Below are 15,430 nucleotides of genomic sequence, written 5' to 3'. Positions count from 1 at the left end.
AGTTTGGCTATCCGATAGTAGGAAGTCCGAGTATTTTGGTGGGATGAGCGGCAGCGATCTGTACCGTCCGAAGAACCCGGTCCGGTTCGTCACGGCCTCGAGCCTGTTCGACGGCCACGACGCCTCGATCAACATCATGCGCCGGATCCTGCAGTCCCAAGGCGCCGAGGTGGTGCACCTGGGGCACAACCGTTCGGTGGACGAGGTGGCCACCGCCGCCATCGCCGAGGACGTGCAGGGCGTCGCCATTTCCGCCTACCAGGGCGGGCACGTCGAGTACTTCAGCTACCTCGTCGAGCTGCTGAACGAACGCGGGGCCGGGCACATCAAGGTGTTCGGCGGCGGGGGCGGCGTGATCGTGCGCGAGGAGATCGAGCTGCTGCACTCGCGCGGCGTCGCCCGGATCTTCTCGCCCGAGGACGGCTACGAGATGGGCCTGCCGGGCATGATCAACTCGATGATCGAGGCCTGCGACAGCGATCTTTCCACGCAGCCGCCCGCCTCGGTCGACAAGCTGCTGTCCGGTGAGGTGCCCGCGCTCGCCCGGGTGATCACGCAGCTGCAGCGGGAGAACCTGCCCGCCGACTGGCGTGCGGCGATCACCGAGGCCGCGGAGCAGCGGCCCGTGCCGGTCCTCGGCATCACCGGCACCGGCGGGTCCGGCAAGTCCTCGCTCACCGACGAGCTGATCCGCCGGTTCCGCCTCGACCAGGAGGACAAGCTGCGGATCGCGGTGCTGGCCGTGGACCCGTCGCGACGCAAGGGCGGTGGCGCGCTGCTCGGCGACCGGATCCGGATGAACTGCCTGGACGGCTCGCCGGTGTACTTCCGCTCGCTGGCCACCCGCACCACCGCCGGCGAGATCCCGGCGGGACTGCAGGAATCCGTCCTCGCCTGCAAGGCCGCCGGCTACGACCTGGTGATCGTGGAGACCCCCGGTATCGGCCAGGGTGACGCCGGCATCGTCGACCACGTCGACGAATCGCTGTACGTGATGACGCCGGAGTTCGGCGCCGCGTCACAGCTGGAGAAGATCGACATGCTCGACTTCGCCGACGTCGTCGCGATCAACAAGTTCGAGCGCCGCGGTGCCGAGGACGCCCGCCGTGACGTCGCCCGCCAGCTGGTGCGCAACCGGGAGGCGTTCGGTTCCGCCCCGGAGGACATGCCGGTCTACGGCACGAGCGCGGCGAAGTTCAACGACGACGGCGTGACCGCGTTGTACCAGCATCTGCGTGACGTGCTCGCCGAACGTGGCCTTTCGGTCTCGGCGGGCGTGCTGCCCGCGGTGTCGGGCAAGGTGTCCACGGACGCGAGCACGGTCATCCCGGGCAACCGCGCGCGCTACCTCGCGGAGATCGCGGACACCGTGCGCGACTACCACACGCAGACCGGCAAGCAGGTCGCGGCGCTCCGCAAGCGTGAGCACCTGGCCGAAGCCAGGACCGCGCTGTCCGAAGTGGACGCGAGCACGGACGCGCTGGACGGCCTGCTCGCCGCCGCCGAGTCCGATGTGGACGGCGAGTCGACAAAGCTGCTCGAACGGTTCCACGCGCTCGCCGAGGAGTACCGCGGCGAGGAGCTGGTGGTGAAGGTCCGCGACCGCGAGCTGCGCACCCAGCTGTGGCGCGACACCTTGTCCGGCAACCGGATCCCCCGGGTCGCGCTGCCGCGGTACACCGAGACCGGGGAGCTGCTGTCGTTCCTGCGGCGGGAGAACCTGCCCGGCTACTTCCCGTACACCGCGGGCGTTTTCCCGTTCAAGCGCGAGGGGGAGGACCCGGCGCGGATGTTCGCCGGCGAGGGTGATCCGTTCCGCACCAACCGCCGGTTCAAGCTGCTGTCGTCCGATTCCGAGGCCAAGCGGCTGTCCACCGCGTTCGACTCGGTCACCCTCTACGGCCACGATCCGGCCACCCGGCCGGACATCTACGGCAAGGTCGGCACGTCCGGCGTCTCCATCGCGTCGCTGGACGACATGAAGGTGCTCTACGACGGTTTCGATCTCACCGCGCCGAGCACCTCGGTGTCGATGACGATCAACGGTCCGGCGCCGACCATTCTCGCGTTCTTCCTGAACACCGCGATCGACCAGAAACTGGCGGAGTTCCGCGCCGAGCACGATCGCGAACCGGACGAGGCCGAGGCGGGCGAACTGCGCGAGTGGGCGCTGAAGAACGTGCGCGGGACCGTGCAGGCGGACATCCTCAAGGAGGACCAGGGGCAGAACACCTGCATTTTCTCCACCGAATTCAGCCTGCGCATGATGGCCGATATCCAGGAATGGTTCATCGAGCACGGTGTACGGAACTTCTACTCGGTGTCGATTTCCGGATATCACATCGCCGAGGCCGGCGCGAACCCGATTTCGCAGCTGGCGTTCACCCTCGCCAATGGCTTCACCTATGTGGAGTCCTACCTGGCGCGCGGGATGAGCGTGGACGACTTCGCGCCGAACCTGTCGTTCTTCTTCTCCAACGGGATGGACGCGGAGTACTCCGTGCTCGGCCGGGTCGCGCGGCGGATCTGGGCGGTGGCGATGCGCGAGCGCTACGGCGCGAACGACCGTTCGCAGAAGCTCAAGTACCACGTGCAGACCTCGGGCCGCTCACTGCACGCCCAGGAAATGAGCTTCAACGACATCCGTACCACGCTGCAGGCGCTCTGCGCGCTGTACGACAATGCGAACTCGCTGCACACCAATGCCTACGACGAGGCGATCACCACGCCGAGCGAATCGTCGGTACGCCGGGCGATGGCCATCCAGATGATCATCAACAAGGAATGGGGCCTGTCGAAGAACGAGAACCCGCTGCAGGGTTCGTTCGTGATCGACGAGCTGACCGATCTGGTCGAGGAGGCCGTGCTCACGGAATTCGACCGGATCTCCGAACGCGGCGGGGTGCTCGGCGCGATGGAGACCGGTTACCAGCGCGGCAAGATCCAGGACGAATCGCTGCTGTACGAACGGCAGAAGCATGACGGTTCGCTGCCGATCGTCGGCGTGAACACCTTCCGCAACCCGAAAGCCGGCGAGGACGAGGTGGAAGTGGAGCTGGCCCGCGCGACCGAGGACGAGAAGCGTTCGCAGCTCGACCGGCTCGCCGACTTCCAGCACCGGCACCGCGAGGACGCCCAGCAGGCGCTCAAGACACTGCGCGAGGCGGCCACCCGCGGCGGCAACCTGTTCGACGTGCTCATGGATGCCGCGCGGGTGTGCTCGCTCGGGCAGATCACCGAGGCGTTCTTCGAGGTCGGTGGTCAGTACCGGCGCAACGTCTGAGCCGTCACGCCCGCTGCGCGGTCAGCTGCCACACCGGCAGCAGCACTCGTCCCTGTTCGTCGACGGGCAGGCTGCCGAGGTCCGGCGCCTGTTCGCCCTGGAGCATCGTGCGCGCTACTTCGGCGGCCTCGTCACGCGTGATCGAGGCGGTGTAGGCCTTTCGCTCCAGCCGGGTGATCGTCCAGCCCTGCCCGACCGTGTCGCGCAGGCTCTGTTCGCTGATCCGGGCCGGGACGGGGAAGCCCTCGGGCAGGTCGTCGGAGAAGCAGAACAGGTGCAGCTGCGCCCCGGGCTTCGTCGCGCGCACGAGCGCGGCCACGTAGGCATGCCGCGCCTGTTCGTCCAGACAGTGGTAGAGCGCGCTGTCGAGCACCGTGTCGAACCGGTCCTCGTAGCCGTCCAGACGGGTCGCGTCGGCCTGGGCGAAGGTGATGTCCAGGCCCTTCGAGGCCGCCCGTGCACGGGCCTCGTCCAGCGCGGTCGGCGCGCCGTCGAGCCCGGTCACGTGGTGGCCGCGGGCGGCGAGGAACGTGGCGTTCTCACCGAGTCCGCAACCGATGTCGAGCACTTCGCCGCGGAAGCCGCCGGCCTCCTCGAGCGCCACGATGAGCGGCTGCGGTCCGCCGATGTCCCACGGGATTTTCGATGCCAGGGGAGTGGTGCCCTGGTACACCTGCTCGAAATCGATGTCCGCGACGTCCATCCGGGCCTCCTATTCAACGGTTGATGATTTCACGCTAGCGGACCGATCGGGTGAGTTGTCAACCGGCGCGGGAATACGTCACCCGGTCCGCGGGTAGGAACGACCATGGAATTTGGCATCTCCACGTTCGTGACCGACGACGGCATCCGGCCCGACGTGCTGGGCGAGGCACTCGAGGAACGCGGGTTCGACTCGCTGTTCCTGGCCGAGCATTCGCACATCCCGGCGAGCAGGCAGACCCCGTACCCCGGTGGTGGCGAGCTGCCGCGCATCTACTACCGCACTCTCGACCCGTTCGTCGCGCTGACCGCGGCCGCGGTGAACACTTCGCAACTGGTGCTGGGTACGGGGATCGCGTTGCTGATCCAGCGCGACACGATCCACACGGCCAAGGAGGTCGCCTCGCTCGACCTGGTTTCGCGTGGACGGGTCGCGTTCGGTGTCGGCGTGGGCTGGAACCGCGAGGAGATGGCGGACCACGGCACGGATCCGCGCACGCGGGGTGCGCTGATGGACGAGCAGCTGCAGGCACTGAAGGCGATCTGGACGCAGGAGCAGGCGGAGTTCCACGGCGAGCACCTCGACTTCGACCCGTTCTTCGCCTGGCCCAAGCCGGTGCAGACCCCGCATCCGCCGATCTACGTCGGCGGTGAGAGTCCGGCGGCCCTGCGCAGGCTGGCCGAGCACGGCGACGCGTGGCTGCCGCGCCCGGGCACCCCGACCGACGAGATCCGCCGCGTCCGCGACTGGCTCGCCGAACAGGGCCGCACCGACGTCCCGTTCACGGTCTTCGGCGGCACCCCGGACGCCGACGTGATCAAGGGCTTCGCCGACGCGGGCCTGGAGCGCTACACGTTCCTGCTGAAGACCATGCCGGAAGCGGAGACACTGAGCGCGCTGGACGACTTCGCCCGGGTGGCCGCCGGCTTCCGCTGAGCCGCGCGAGCGTGAGCCGGACCGGAGGCCGGGAGCTGACTCACGGGGTTTCGGTCCTGACCGTGCGGCCGGCTGACCGCGGGGGAGTACTCGGAAGCTGTTCGTGAGCGGAGCGTCGTCGGTCGTACTGCGTTGCCGATAGCCGGATGTGGCTTGCCCCGGCAGTGGGGAGAGCGACTGGCCGGCACTGCACGCGGTGTCTCCGCCGGCGCGCTGGCCGCGTGACTTGCGTGGCCGGTGCGCCGAGGCTTTCGAACGGATCGGGCGGCGGCTGTCCGAGCCGGCCACGGCGGCACGGCTCGGCGAAGCCACCTGGCAGCGGGCCCGACGGCGGTGCGCAGGCGTTGCCGGACTCATCGGTTCGCCGTCGCGCGGCCGGCGCTGGACGAGCTGCTCGCGCTGGCTTCCTGAAGTGCGGTGGTTACTTGTCCAGCAGCAGGTGCACCGACAGTTCGAGCCGGTTGGCGACGTCCGCGGCGGAGGCGCGGCGGGTGACCCAGGCGACCAGGTTGGCCATCCACACGTCCGCGACGACGTGGAAGATGTCGCGGTCGGCCTCGGTCGGTTCGTCGATGCCCATGGCGCTGGCGAACATGTCCTCCATCTGCCGGCCGACCAGTTCGACCTCGGCCGCCGCGGAGGTGTCGGCGAACATGAACGCGCGCACCATCGCCTCGGTCAGGTGCGGATCGCGCTGCATCAGTCGGGTGTTGCGGCCCAGGACGAACATCAGCCGGTCGGACGGGCTTTCCCCGGGGATCGCCGCGCGCTCGATCTTGTCGTGCGCCCGCTCGAACTGCAGCGCCAGGCCGGACACCAGCAGGTGGATCTTCGACGGGAAGTAGCGGTACAGCGTGCCCAGCGCCACGTCGGCCTTCTCCGCGACCGCGCGCATCTGCACCGCGTCGTAGCCGCCCTTGGACGCGAGCGAGAGGGTCGCCTCGATGATGCGGCGGCGGCGGTCGCGCTGGGCCGCCGAGCCCAGCTCGTCACCCATCGCGCCGAGGCCGTTCGCCCGGGACTTCGCCACCGGAGCCTTCGCCTTGCCCGGCATCGGCACTCTCCTGTCCTGCGGAACTCGTTCCAGTTCGACCTTCAGCGTACCTTCCCTGGCGACACAATCCACGATCGACCCACTGGCCGAAAAACTGTAACACGTTCTACACTCGCGAGTAGTCCCGTCTCGCGAGGAGGACCGATGCCGGTCGCGCTCACCGACGAACAGGCCGCACTGGCCGCCGCCGTCCGCGGCTGGGCCGCGGACCACGATCCGGTCGCGGCCGTGCGCGCGGCCGAGCAGGCCGGGGCGGGGGTGCCCGGCACGTTCCCGGCGCTCGGGCTGACCGGGATCGCCCTCCCCGCCGCGGCCGGCGGGGCGGACGGGACCGTCGCCGACCTCGCCGCCGGGCTCGCCGCGGCAGCCGAGGCGCTGGTGCCCGGACCACTGCTCAGTACGGCGCTGGGTGGGCTTCTGCTGGCGGAACACGACAAGGAACTCGCCGCTCGGATCGCCGAGGGCAATGAGCGGGTGGCCGTGCTGCTGGAACCGCTGTTCGCCGGGATTTCCGGGCCGGTACCGGGCGCGGACGCCGGAGCGTGGCTGCTCGTGCCGGAAGGCGGCCAGTACGTGCTGGTGCCACCGGATTCGCCGGGTGTCGAGGTGGAATCCTTGACACCGTTCGACTTCTCCCGTCCGCTGGGACGGATCCGGTGCTCGGGCGAGCTGCCGGGTGAGCGGCTGGCGCTGAGCGGCGTGCGCGATCTCGCGGCGACGCTCGCGATCGCGGAGGCCGCTGGTGTCGCGCGGTGGTGCCTGACCACCGCTGTCGAGTACGCGAAAGTGCGTGAGCAGTTCGGTCACCCCATCGGCTCCTTCCAGGCGGTGAAGCACCTGTGTGCGGAGATGTTGTGCCGTGCGGAAGCGGCCGAAGCGTTGGCGTGGGACGGCGCTTCGGCGGTCGAAAGCCCGCAGCGTGCGCTCGCGGTGGCGAGCGCGGCCGCGGTCGTACTCGACGCGGCTGTGGAGAACGCGAAAGATTGCGTACAGGTTCTCGGCGGAATTGGTTTCACGTGGGAGCACGAAGCGCACCTTTATCTGCGACGGGCATTGGCGTTGCGGCACTGGCTGGGCGGCACGCCGTGGTGGCGTCGCAGGGCTGCGGAACTGACGCTGTCCGGGGAGCGCCGAACGCTCGCCGTCGACGTCGGTGAAGATCCCGAAGTGACGCGCGCGGTCAGCGAAATCGCGGCGAAGCCGGAAGAACAGCAACGGGTCGCGTTGGCTGACTCGGGGCTGATGATGCCCCACTGGCCCGCGCCGTACGGCCGCGCCGCCGACCCGGCCACCCAGCTGCGGATCGACGCGGCACTGGCGGCCGCCGGAATCCGACGTCCGGACCTGGTCGTGGGCGCCTGGGCGGTGCCCACCATCCTCACGCACGGCACGTCCGAGCAGCGGGACCGGTTCGCCGGGCCGACCCTGCGCGGTGAGCTGACCTGGTGCCAGCTGTTCAGCGAACCCGGCGCCGGTTCGGACCTCGCGTCGCTGCGCACGGCCGCGCGCCGGGACGAGGGCGGCTGGCGGATCACCGGGCAGAAGGTGTGGACATCGCTGGCGCATGAGGCGGACTGGGCGATCTGCCTGGCCCGCACCGATCCGGAAGCCCCGAAGCACAAGGGGATCACGTACTTCCTGGTGGACATGCGGGCGGCCGGCATCACCACGCGCCCGTTGCGGGAGATCACCGGCCGGAGCGTGTTCAACGAGGTCTTCCTCGACGACGTGTTCGTGCCGGACGACGACGTCGTCGGCGAACCCGGCGGCGGCTGGAAGCTGGCCCGTACGACCCTGGCGAACGAACGCGTGGCGCTGGGCAGCGGTTCGGCGGTGGGGGAAAGCGTGGAAACCCTGCTGGAGGCGGTACCGGACGACGTGGATCCCGAACGGCTCGGCGCGTTGATCGGTCAGGGGAGCGCGTGCTCGGTTCTCGACCTGCGCGCCACGCTGCGCCGCCTGGACGGCCGGGGGCCCGGGGCGGAGTCGTCGGTGGCGAAGCTCCTGGGCGTGCGCCACCGCCAGGAGGTGGCCGAGTTCGCGCTCACGCTCACCCCGTCTCTGACGCCGGATTCCCCTGTCGCACAAGAGTTCCTGCTGACGCGCTGCCTGTCCATCGCCGGCGGCACGACGCAGATCCTGCGGACCGCGACCGCGGAACGGCTGCTCGGCCTGCCCCGCTGACCCGGATCGGTTGCGAATCCACTGTGGACGGTGGTGTCCGGGGTCACCGGCCTCCACGCAGCGGCTGCCGGTCGGCATTCTGCTGGTGCGGGATGGGGACCCGGTCGAGATGCACGTAGGTGTACACGCTCACCAGCGCGCACGCCACCGTGGTGGCGGCGAGCATCTGCGCTCCGGTGGTCACCAGGTCAAGCAGGCCGCCGGCGGCCGCGCCGACCGCGAACGACACGTACACCAGTGCGTAGCCGAGCCAGTCGAAGACGCTGCCGCCACTGAGGTGCCGCTCGATTCCCTGGCCCAGCTTGACCACCGTGCCCGTGACGTAGCTGAGCGGGATGGAGACCTCGCCGCCGCGGACGAACGAGCAGTTCAGCGCGCCCATGCCGAAGGCGATGAACAGCACCGGGGTGAAGGTGACCTCGTCGCCGAGCCATCCGTTGATCCCGAGCTCGACCACGGACGCGCCCACCAGGGAGATCGTGGTGAGCACGCTCGCCCCGTGCGGATGCCGTCGCCACACGTGCCGCCGCAGCAGTGAGGCCACCACGACGCCGGCGAGGAACGCCGCGATCAGCCCCAGTCCGCCGAACGCGACGTCGGAAGTGCCGACGAAGTGCCCGATCACGGCGCGTTCGGTGTTGCCCGTCATGAAGGTGACGAAGTAGCCGGAGGTGTGCGCGTAGGCGACCGCCCCGGCCATGCCGGCCAGGGCGGACAGCACCCAGGACAGGACAGCTTCGCTGTCGAGCTTCGTCTTCACGGGGTTCCTCCTGCGCCGTTGAAACGCGGCACGGCGGGGCCATCGGGAGACCACACCGGGCCGCACCGCCGCTTCCAGCCTAGGGAAAAACACCCGGGAAGCAGCCGAGGAGGGGTAAAAAGATCACCGGTGGTGCCCGATTCGGCACCATCGGGTGAACCGTGCCGGAGAGGCATGAACTCGCCCGCATTCCTGGTACACAACGCCGGGTGAAGCACCGGTGATGTCCGCCGGTGTGCCCGGCGCGGCGTCGCTGCCGTGGGCGTGCTGATCCGGATCAGCGCAGCAGGTAGTGCAACGCTCGTTCGGCGCGGTCCGGATCCGGGGTCTCACCGGTGATCGCGTCGGTGTAGACGAACGATTCGCCGACCCGGACGCACAGGTAGGCGAGGTCGTGCAGGCCGAGGTCCCCGGTGGTCAGGGCGCCGGCCTCGTGTTCCCGGGTGAGCAGGTCCTCGACCAGTGCGACGAGTCGTGGCTGGAAGGTCTGCTCGCCGCGGGTGAGCACGCGCAACGCGGTCTCGGTCTCGTTCGTGAGGAAGTGGCGCATTCCGGCGTGTGCGAGCGTGTGCCGGACGAACGTGGACATGGTGTTCGCGATCCGCCTGCCGCCGATTCCGCCGACCGCGGCGTAGGCCTGGTGCACGGTCTGCTCGCCGAGCCGCCAGATCACTTCGGCGAGGACGGCGTCCCGGTCGCCGAGCCAGCGGTAGATGGTCACCCGGTTGACGCCCAGTGCCGCGGCGAGGTCGTTGACCTCCACTCGCTGTTGCGCGTTGAAAGTCTTGCGCGCCAGCCGGAGCGCGGCCTCGCGGTCGGCCCGCTTGCGGGTGCCGGACGCGGCTGCCCTGGTCATTCCGCGCAGCTCGCGGTGACGTAGCAGGCCAGCGCCGGTTCCGACGGCACCCGGTGCGCCGCGACCGTCAGCTGTGCCGCGACCTGCGTGGTCACTCCCGTGAACGCGAGCGGGCCGGCCACCGGGTCGGCGCCGGGCATCAGCAGCTGCCCGCAGACCGAGGTGCCGATCCGGGAGCGCTGCGCGGGGCCGGGGTGGGACAGCGCGTCGACGGCGAGCGCCGACGTGACCGGGTCCAGCGTGCCGATCAGCAGGTGCTCGGGCACCGCGAGCGGGCAGACGTCCTGCACCGCCACGTTCGTGATGGCGCCACCGCCGCCGTGCACCGATGAGGTGCCGTGGTCGTCGAGGTTGGGTTGCACGAACTCGTCGGTGCGGGAGTAGATCTCGGTGTAGCTGATGCCGGGGAAGGTCTCCTGGCCGGAGTTGAGCGCCTTCGTGAAGTCGGAGTTCGCGCGCTGCTGCCACAGCGACGCCGCGCAGTTCGGGACGCACAGCGCCGGCACGATCACCGAGCCGTGGTTCGTGCCCGCCATTCCGATCACGTCGTCGACCATGTCCCGGGTGTCCGGCCAGAAGCGCAGCGACCAGCGCATGATCATGCCGCCCTGGCTGTGTCCCATGATGGCGATCGGCCGTCCGGCGAGCCGGTGCATCTCGCGGATGCCGTAGGTGACGTACTGCGCGCGGGTCTGCATGTCGCCCATGTTGTAGCGATCCGACGGCGAGTCCGACGTGCAGTAGGGGATGCCGAGCTGCCGGAACAACGGTTCGTAGTTGAAGCCGAAGTTCTGGTCGCTGTCGACCGTGGTCGCCGGGGTGAGCAGCACCGGTTCCCGCGTGGCGCCGCGGACGCCTTCGGTGCACCGGAGGCTTTTCGCGAGCTCGGCGGGAGGAATCGTCAAGGCCGGTCCCGGCTGGTCGACCGGCGCGTAGGCCGAAGTGGCGGCTTCGGCCACCGCGCCACCGCCGGCGCCTTCACTGCCTCCGGCTCCTCCGCCGATGACGGTGACCCCCGCGAGAAACACAGCGGCGGCAACGGTGAACAGACGACGTCGCGGTGGTGTGCGCATTCGGTTCCTCCCGGCAAGCGCCGCCCCGTCGCGACGCGAATGCAACTTAAGCACGAAGTGTTGCATCGAGCAAGCGTGCCGCCACGCCGCCACCCGGAACGGTCCTGGCTGCCCGACGTGAAGGGACGTCCGTGCTGGGGGATGGTGTGAGGGGGACGTTCACGCCGCGGCGACGGTGCGAAGGGGACACTCATGTCGGCAAGACGTCTCGCCGCCGCTGCGCCGAGGGGTTCCGTTCGCGCCGCTCGGGTGGGGTGAAGGTCGCCTTCATGCCGCGAAGATGAAATGAAGGCCTCCTTCACTCCGCCACTCCGCGCGTATGCCCGGTCTGTTCCCCGCAGATCATGTCCGCGAGGCGGCCTGACAGCTTCCGTGCCCGAAGTCATGAAGGGGAGCTTCACTCCGGCCGGTGCGCTGGGTTGTCGGTGCTGTGGCCTACCGTGCTGTTCGTGGAGTTCGGCATGCGTACCCAGGCGACGTACCTGCCCTCGGATCCGCCGCGGGACGGGGTGCTGGCGTTGTGGGGCGACGAGGTCGAGGGGGACACCCCGATCCAGCTCGTGCTGCCCGGGGCGGGCAAGTTCGCGCGGACCGAGGTGTCGGCGCGGCTCGTGCCGCTCGCGCGGGCCATTCCGCGGCTGCTGGTGGTTCCGGATGAGGCCAGTCCGGCGATCGAGGCGTGGTCGGCTGTCGTCAACGCGGGCGTGAATCTCGTGGCGCGCGGGCGGTTGCGGCCCGCGGCGACGGCGAGTGGGCTCGGCACCTGGCGGGTCGGCCCGCTCGACGCGGCGGACGAGGAGCTGCTGCACGGGCTGGCCGCGGCGTTGCCGCCGGAGGCGCATGCGCTGCCGCTGTCCGGGGTGAAGCGGATCCGGTTGCACTCGCCCGAATCGCTGGTGCGCGCGGTGTGGGACGCGGCCGCGGACGTGCTCGTGCGCAGTCCCGCGGCGGCGGTCGGGGCCGGGGGCGCCGGGTTCGCCGAACCGCAGGCCACGCTGCTGGATCCGGCGGGTGCGGCCTGGCTCTCCGAGCTGGAGGCCCGCCGGCCGGACGGCGCCCAGCTGCTGTTGCGCATCGAGGGCCGCGCGGACACTTTCGCTGGGGTGCTGGCCATGCGGTCCACTGTGGAGCCGAGCCTCGTCGTCGAAGCGGCCGCGTTGTGGGACGCCCCGGAAGCCGTCCTGCAGCGCCTCGGCGACCAGGTGGAGACGCAGCTGCTGCTCGGGCTCCGGCGCGGGGCACGGGCCTGGCCACCGCTCGGCCGGATACTGTCCGAGCCGGCCCCGGCCGAGCTGCCGCTGTCCGACGACGAGGTGGTCGATCTGCTCGGCGACGGCGCTCGCGGGCTGGGTGCCGCCGGGATCGAGGTGCTGTGGCCGAAGGACCTGTTCGCCGGCGAAGTCCGGGCGAAAGCCAGTGCCACGCAGGCGCCGGCGAGTGAGAGCGGGCCGGCGTTCCCGCTCAACGGGCTGCTGGAGTTCCGCTGGCGGCTCAGCCTCGGCGGCGCCGAGCTCACCGACGACGAGGTGGCCGCGCTCGCCGAGGCGAAGCGTCCGCTGGTGCGTCTGCGTGGGCAGTGGGTCCGGCTGGATCCCGCGCTGCTGGCGCGGATGCGGGCCCGCCGGTCCCGGCTCACCGGTGCCGAAGCACTCGCCGCGGCCCTCACCGGAGAGCTGGAGGTGGCGGGCGAACCCGTCGAATTCGCCGCGCAGCCCGCTCTTGCCGACCTGGTGAGCCGGTTGCGGCAGCGCGATCCGGAGCCGGTCGACCCGCCCGCGGACCTGGCCGCCACGCTGCGGCCTTACCAGCGGGCCGGGCTCGGCTGGCTGGCCACCATGACCGGGCTCGGGCTGGGTGCCTGCCTGGCCGACGACATGGGGCTGGGCAAGACGATCCAGCTCATCGCCCTGCATCTGCACCGGCGCCGGACCGGCGCGGGGCCCACCCTGGTCCTGTGCCCGACCTCGCTGCTGGGCAACTGGGAACGCGAGTTCGCCCGGTTCGCGCCGGGCGTGCCGGTCCGCCGGTTCCACGGCGGCGGGCGGCATCTCGAGGACCTCGCCGCCGACGAGGTGGTGCTGGCCACCTACGGCGTGCTCCGCCGCGATCGGGCGACATTGTCCGAAGTGGACTGGGGTCTGGTCGCCGCGGACGAGGCGCAGCACGTGAAGAATCCGTTGTCCGCCACGGCCAAAGAGCTGCGCAAGGTGCCGGCCGCGGCACGCGTGGCGCTCACCGGCACGCCGGTGGAGAACCGGCTCACCGAGCTGTGGGCGCTGCTGGACTGGACGACTCCCGGGCTGCTCGGCACACTGGAGAAGTTCCGGCGCACCGTCGCGCGGCCGATCGAACGCGATCGCGACTCCGTGGTCACCGGCCGGCTCGCCGCCACCGTGCGCCCGTTCCTGTTGCGCCGCCGGAAAACCGATCCGGACATCGCGCCGGAGCTGCCGCGCAAGACCGAGACCGACCGGTTCGTCCCGCTCACCGCCGAGCAGACCACGCTGTACGAGGCGGTGGTGCGGGAGAACCTGGCGCAGATCCGGGAATCCCAGGGGGTGCAGCGGCGCGGTCAGGTGCTCAAGCTGCTCACCGAACTGAAGCAGATCTGCAACCATCCGGCGCAGTTCCTCAAGGAGAGCGGCGGAGTCCTCAGTGGACGTTCGGGCAAGCTCGCCGCGTTCGAGGAACTGCTCGACGTGATCCTCGACGAGGGCGAGAGCGTGCTGGTGTTCAGCCAGTACGTGCAGCTGTGCCGGCTGCTGGAGCGGCGGCTCGCCGAGCGCGGGCTGCCGGTCGCGCTGCTGTCCGGCCAAGTGGGGCCGAAGCGGCGCGACGAGCTGGTGGCCGCGTTCCAGTCCGGTGAGACGCCGGTGTTCCTGTTGTCGCTCAAGGCGGGCGGTGTCGGGCTGAACCTCACCCGGGCCACGCACGTGATCCACTACGACCGCTGGTGGAACCCGGCGGTGGAGGACCAGGCCACCGACCGCGCGTACCGGATCGGGCAGGACCGGCCGGTGCAGGTGCACCGGCTGATCGCGGAGGGCACCCTCGAGGAACGCGTCGCCGCGGTGCTGGAGGGCAAGCGCGGGCTGGCCGAAGCGGTGGTCGGCGCCGGGGAGGACTGGATCACCGAGCTGTCCGACGATCAGCTCGCCGACCTCGTGCGGCTCGGTGGCTGATGCCGCCCCGGAGGACGTTCGGCCGCACGTGGTGGGGCCGGGCGTGGGTGGAGGCGCTGGAGCAGCGCGCGCGGCTGGACCCGAACCGGTTGCCGCACGGGCGCACGTACGCGCGTAAGGACACCGTGCGGCAGCTGGAAGTCGCGCCCGGGAAGATCACCGCGCGGGTACGCGGAAGCCGGCCGGAGCCTTACCGCGTCACGATCCGGATGCGGGAGTTCTCCCCGCGGGAATGGGACACGCTGCTCGACGTCGCGGGCCGACGGATGGGGCATGCCGCGGCGCTGCTCGACGGGGAGCTGCCCGAGGAGCTGGCCGCGCAGTCCCGCGAGGCGGGCGCCGACCTGCTGCCCGGCCCGGGAGATCTGCGGCCACGGTGTTCCTGCCCGGATTCGGCGAACCCGTGCAAACACGTGGCCGCCGTGTACTACCTGGTCGCCGACGCGGTCGACGCCGATCCGTTCGTGCTGTTCACCCTCCACGGCCGCCCGCGCGAGGAGGTCCTGTCCCGCCTGCGGGAACTGCGCGCGCCGGGGGTGACGAAGCCGGCCCGCCCGCCGGATCCCGGGCTGACCCCGAAGAAGGCCTACGCCCGTCGGGTCGCCGCGGTGCCGCCTCGGCCGGTGGTGCCGGACGAGCCCGGCCCGCCGGCGGTGCTGGACCTCGACCCGCCCGCCCGGACCGGCTGGACGTCCGCCGGGCTCACCACGCTGGCCGCCGACGCGGCGTCGCTGGCGTGGGAAATGCTGCGCGGCGTGCCGGCCGATCTCACCTTCGAGGAAGACCTGGCCCGCCGTGCCGCCCGCCCGTCCGCCGCGATCCCGGAACTGGCCGCCGCGGCCGGAATCGCGCCCGCCGACCTGACCGCCTGGGCCCACGCATGGCGCGAGGCGGGCCGCGGCGGCCTGGCCGCCCTGCGCGAACCGTGGACGCCCGGGCCGGGTCCGCTGGCGCAGGCCCGCGCGGATCTCGCGGAGCTGGGGGAGACGCGGGTCTGGCGCAACCGCGTGACGGCCGGCCCCCTGCAGCTCCGGTACGGACGCGACCACCGGTGGTACCGCTTCGTCCGCACGGCCGGCGGGTGGTGGCTGGACGGCCCGTCCGCGGAGCGACCGGTGGAGCTGGCGTATCCGGCGTCCTGACCCCGGGAAGTACGGCCGGTGGTCAGGAGCCTTGTCCCGATCCGCGACAGCCGCTCGACCGTCGTCGCCGGGCGTGCGGTTCCAGAATCTGAGCGAGCCCGGTGAGCGACCACTGTGGACGGTCGCCGCGGCACGGGTAGGTCCAGCCGGCGAGCGGGATCCGGCTCCTCCGCCGTGGCCGGGCTGGTGACGGCGGCGTGCTGACCGGTGTCCTCGTCGGGCAGTCGACGCTCGCGTTCCGGGTGGGCATCTCGCTG

10 protein-coding genes are annotated in these 15,430 nt (G+C 70.8%); 5 read left to right on the top strand and 5 right to left on the bottom strand.

The features are described from left to right. The first annotated feature begins 43 nt into the window (after window positions 1–43). On the top strand, window positions 44–3,283 hold the full coding sequence (gene icmF, locus BJY18_RS11680) for a fused isobutyryl-CoA mutase/GTPase IcmF (RefSeq protein ID WP_184779994.1): 3,240 nt from the start codon (window positions 44–46) through the stop codon (window positions 3,281–3,283). A gap of 4 nt (window positions 3,284–3,287) precedes the next feature. Here icmF and BJY18_RS11675 read toward each other — a convergent pair whose 3' ends face one another. Continuing rightward, window positions 3,288–3,986 (bottom strand): class I SAM-dependent methyltransferase, encoded by a 699-nt coding sequence (locus BJY18_RS11675; RefSeq protein ID WP_184779993.1) that lies wholly within the window; start codon window positions 3,984–3,986, stop codon window positions 3,288–3,290. Between the two features lie 105 nt (window positions 3,987–4,091). On the opposite strand from BJY18_RS11675, the gene BJY18_RS11670 reads away from it, so the two are divergent. Continuing rightward, on the top strand, window positions 4,092–4,922 hold the full coding sequence (locus BJY18_RS11670; RefSeq protein ID WP_184779992.1) for an LLM class F420-dependent oxidoreductase: 831 nt from the start codon (window positions 4,092–4,094) through the stop codon (window positions 4,920–4,922). A 421-nt stretch (window positions 4,923–5,343) separates the two neighbouring features. Here the strand turns inward: BJY18_RS11670 and kstR are convergent, their stop codons facing one another. Continuing rightward, the gene (gene kstR / locus BJY18_RS11665; RefSeq protein WP_184779991.1) at window positions 5,344–5,976 is read right to left on the bottom strand and encodes a cholesterol catabolism transcriptional regulator KstR; all 633 of its coding nucleotides are present in this window, start codon (window positions 5,974–5,976) and stop codon (window positions 5,344–5,346) included. A gap of 144 nt (window positions 5,977–6,120) precedes the next feature. Here kstR and BJY18_RS11660 point away from each other — a divergent pair, with 144 nt between their 5' ends. Further along, window positions 6,121–8,160 carry an acyl-CoA dehydrogenase family protein gene (locus tag BJY18_RS11660; protein WP_184779990.1) on the top strand — a complete coding sequence of 680 codons (2,040 nt, stop codon included), beginning with the start codon at window positions 6,121–6,123 and terminating at the stop codon, window positions 8,158–8,160. A 43-nt stretch (window positions 8,161–8,203) separates the two neighbouring features. Here the strand turns inward: BJY18_RS11660 and BJY18_RS11655 are convergent, their stop codons facing one another. The 3 genes from BJY18_RS11655 to BJY18_RS11645 form a co-directional block, all read right to left on the bottom strand. Next, on the bottom strand, window positions 8,204–8,920 hold the full coding sequence (locus BJY18_RS11655; RefSeq protein ID WP_184779989.1) for a YoaK family protein: 717 nt from the start codon (window positions 8,918–8,920) through the stop codon (window positions 8,204–8,206). Between the two features lie 277 nt (window positions 8,921–9,197). Continuing rightward, window positions 9,198–9,776 carry a TetR/AcrR family transcriptional regulator gene (locus BJY18_RS11650; protein ID WP_184779988.1) on the bottom strand — a complete coding sequence of 193 codons (579 nt, stop codon included), beginning with the start codon at window positions 9,774–9,776 and terminating at the stop codon, window positions 9,198–9,200. Continuing rightward, the gene (locus BJY18_RS11645; RefSeq protein WP_184779987.1) at window positions 9,773–10,849 is read right to left on the bottom strand and encodes a lipase family alpha/beta hydrolase; all 1,077 of its coding nucleotides are present in this window, start codon (window positions 10,847–10,849) and stop codon (window positions 9,773–9,775) included. The genes BJY18_RS11650 and BJY18_RS11645 overlap by 4 nt, the downstream gene beginning before the upstream one ends. Before the next feature lie 449 nt (window positions 10,850–11,298). Here BJY18_RS11645 and BJY18_RS11640 point away from each other — a divergent pair, with 449 nt between their 5' ends. Together BJY18_RS11640 and BJY18_RS11635 are read left to right on the top strand one after the other, a co-directional pair. Then, on the top strand, window positions 11,299–14,031 hold the full coding sequence (locus BJY18_RS11640) for an SCO1167/SCO6262 family helicase (RefSeq protein WP_512699128.1): 2,733 nt from the start codon (window positions 11,299–11,301) through the stop codon (window positions 14,029–14,031). Next, the gene (locus tag BJY18_RS11635; RefSeq protein ID WP_184779986.1) at window positions 14,031–15,173 is read left to right on the top strand and encodes an SWIM zinc finger family protein; all 1,143 of its coding nucleotides are present in this window, start codon (window positions 14,031–14,033) and stop codon (window positions 15,171–15,173) included. Before BJY18_RS11640 ends, BJY18_RS11635 begins: the two co-directional genes overlap by 1 nt. Window positions 15,174–15,430: the final 257 nt, after the last annotated feature.

Source organism: Amycolatopsis jiangsuensis, assembly GCF_014204865.1.
GTDB lineage: Bacteria > Actinomycetota > Actinomycetes > Mycobacteriales > Pseudonocardiaceae > Amycolatopsis > Amycolatopsis jiangsuensis.
The sequence above is the reverse complement of the archived record's forward strand: the minus strand, read 5'-3'. Positions and strand labels throughout refer to the sequence as shown.

What these genes read in the sequence shown, in the direction of transcription:
- icmF (WP_184779994.1), top strand. Translation starts at nt 44, where the DNA reads ATGAGCGGCAGCGATCTGTACCGTCCGAAGAACCCGGTCCGGTTCGTC.
- BJY18_RS11675 (WP_184779993.1), bottom strand. Translation starts at nt 3,986, where the DNA reads ATGGACGTCGCGGACATCGATTTCGAGCAGGTGTACCAGGGCACCACT.
- BJY18_RS11670 (WP_184779992.1), top strand. Translation starts at nt 4,092, where the DNA reads ATGGAATTTGGCATCTCCACGTTCGTGACCGACGACGGCATCCGGCCC.
- kstR (WP_184779991.1), bottom strand. Translation starts at nt 5,976, where the DNA reads ATGCCGGGCAAGGCGAAGGCTCCGGTGGCGAAGTCCCGGGCGAACGGC.
- BJY18_RS11660 (WP_184779990.1), top strand. Translation starts at nt 6,121, where the DNA reads ATGCCGGTCGCGCTCACCGACGAACAGGCCGCACTGGCCGCCGCCGTC.
- BJY18_RS11650 (WP_184779988.1), bottom strand. Translation starts at nt 9,776, where the DNA reads ATGACCAGGGCAGCCGCGTCCGGCACCCGCAAGCGGGCCGACCGCGAG.
- BJY18_RS11645 (WP_184779987.1), bottom strand. Translation starts at nt 10,849, where the DNA reads ATGCGCACACCACCGCGACGTCGTCTGTTCACCGTTGCCGCCGCTGTG.
- BJY18_RS11635 (WP_184779986.1), top strand. Translation starts at nt 14,031, where the DNA reads ATGCCGCCCCGGAGGACGTTCGGCCGCACGTGGTGGGGCCGGGCGTGG.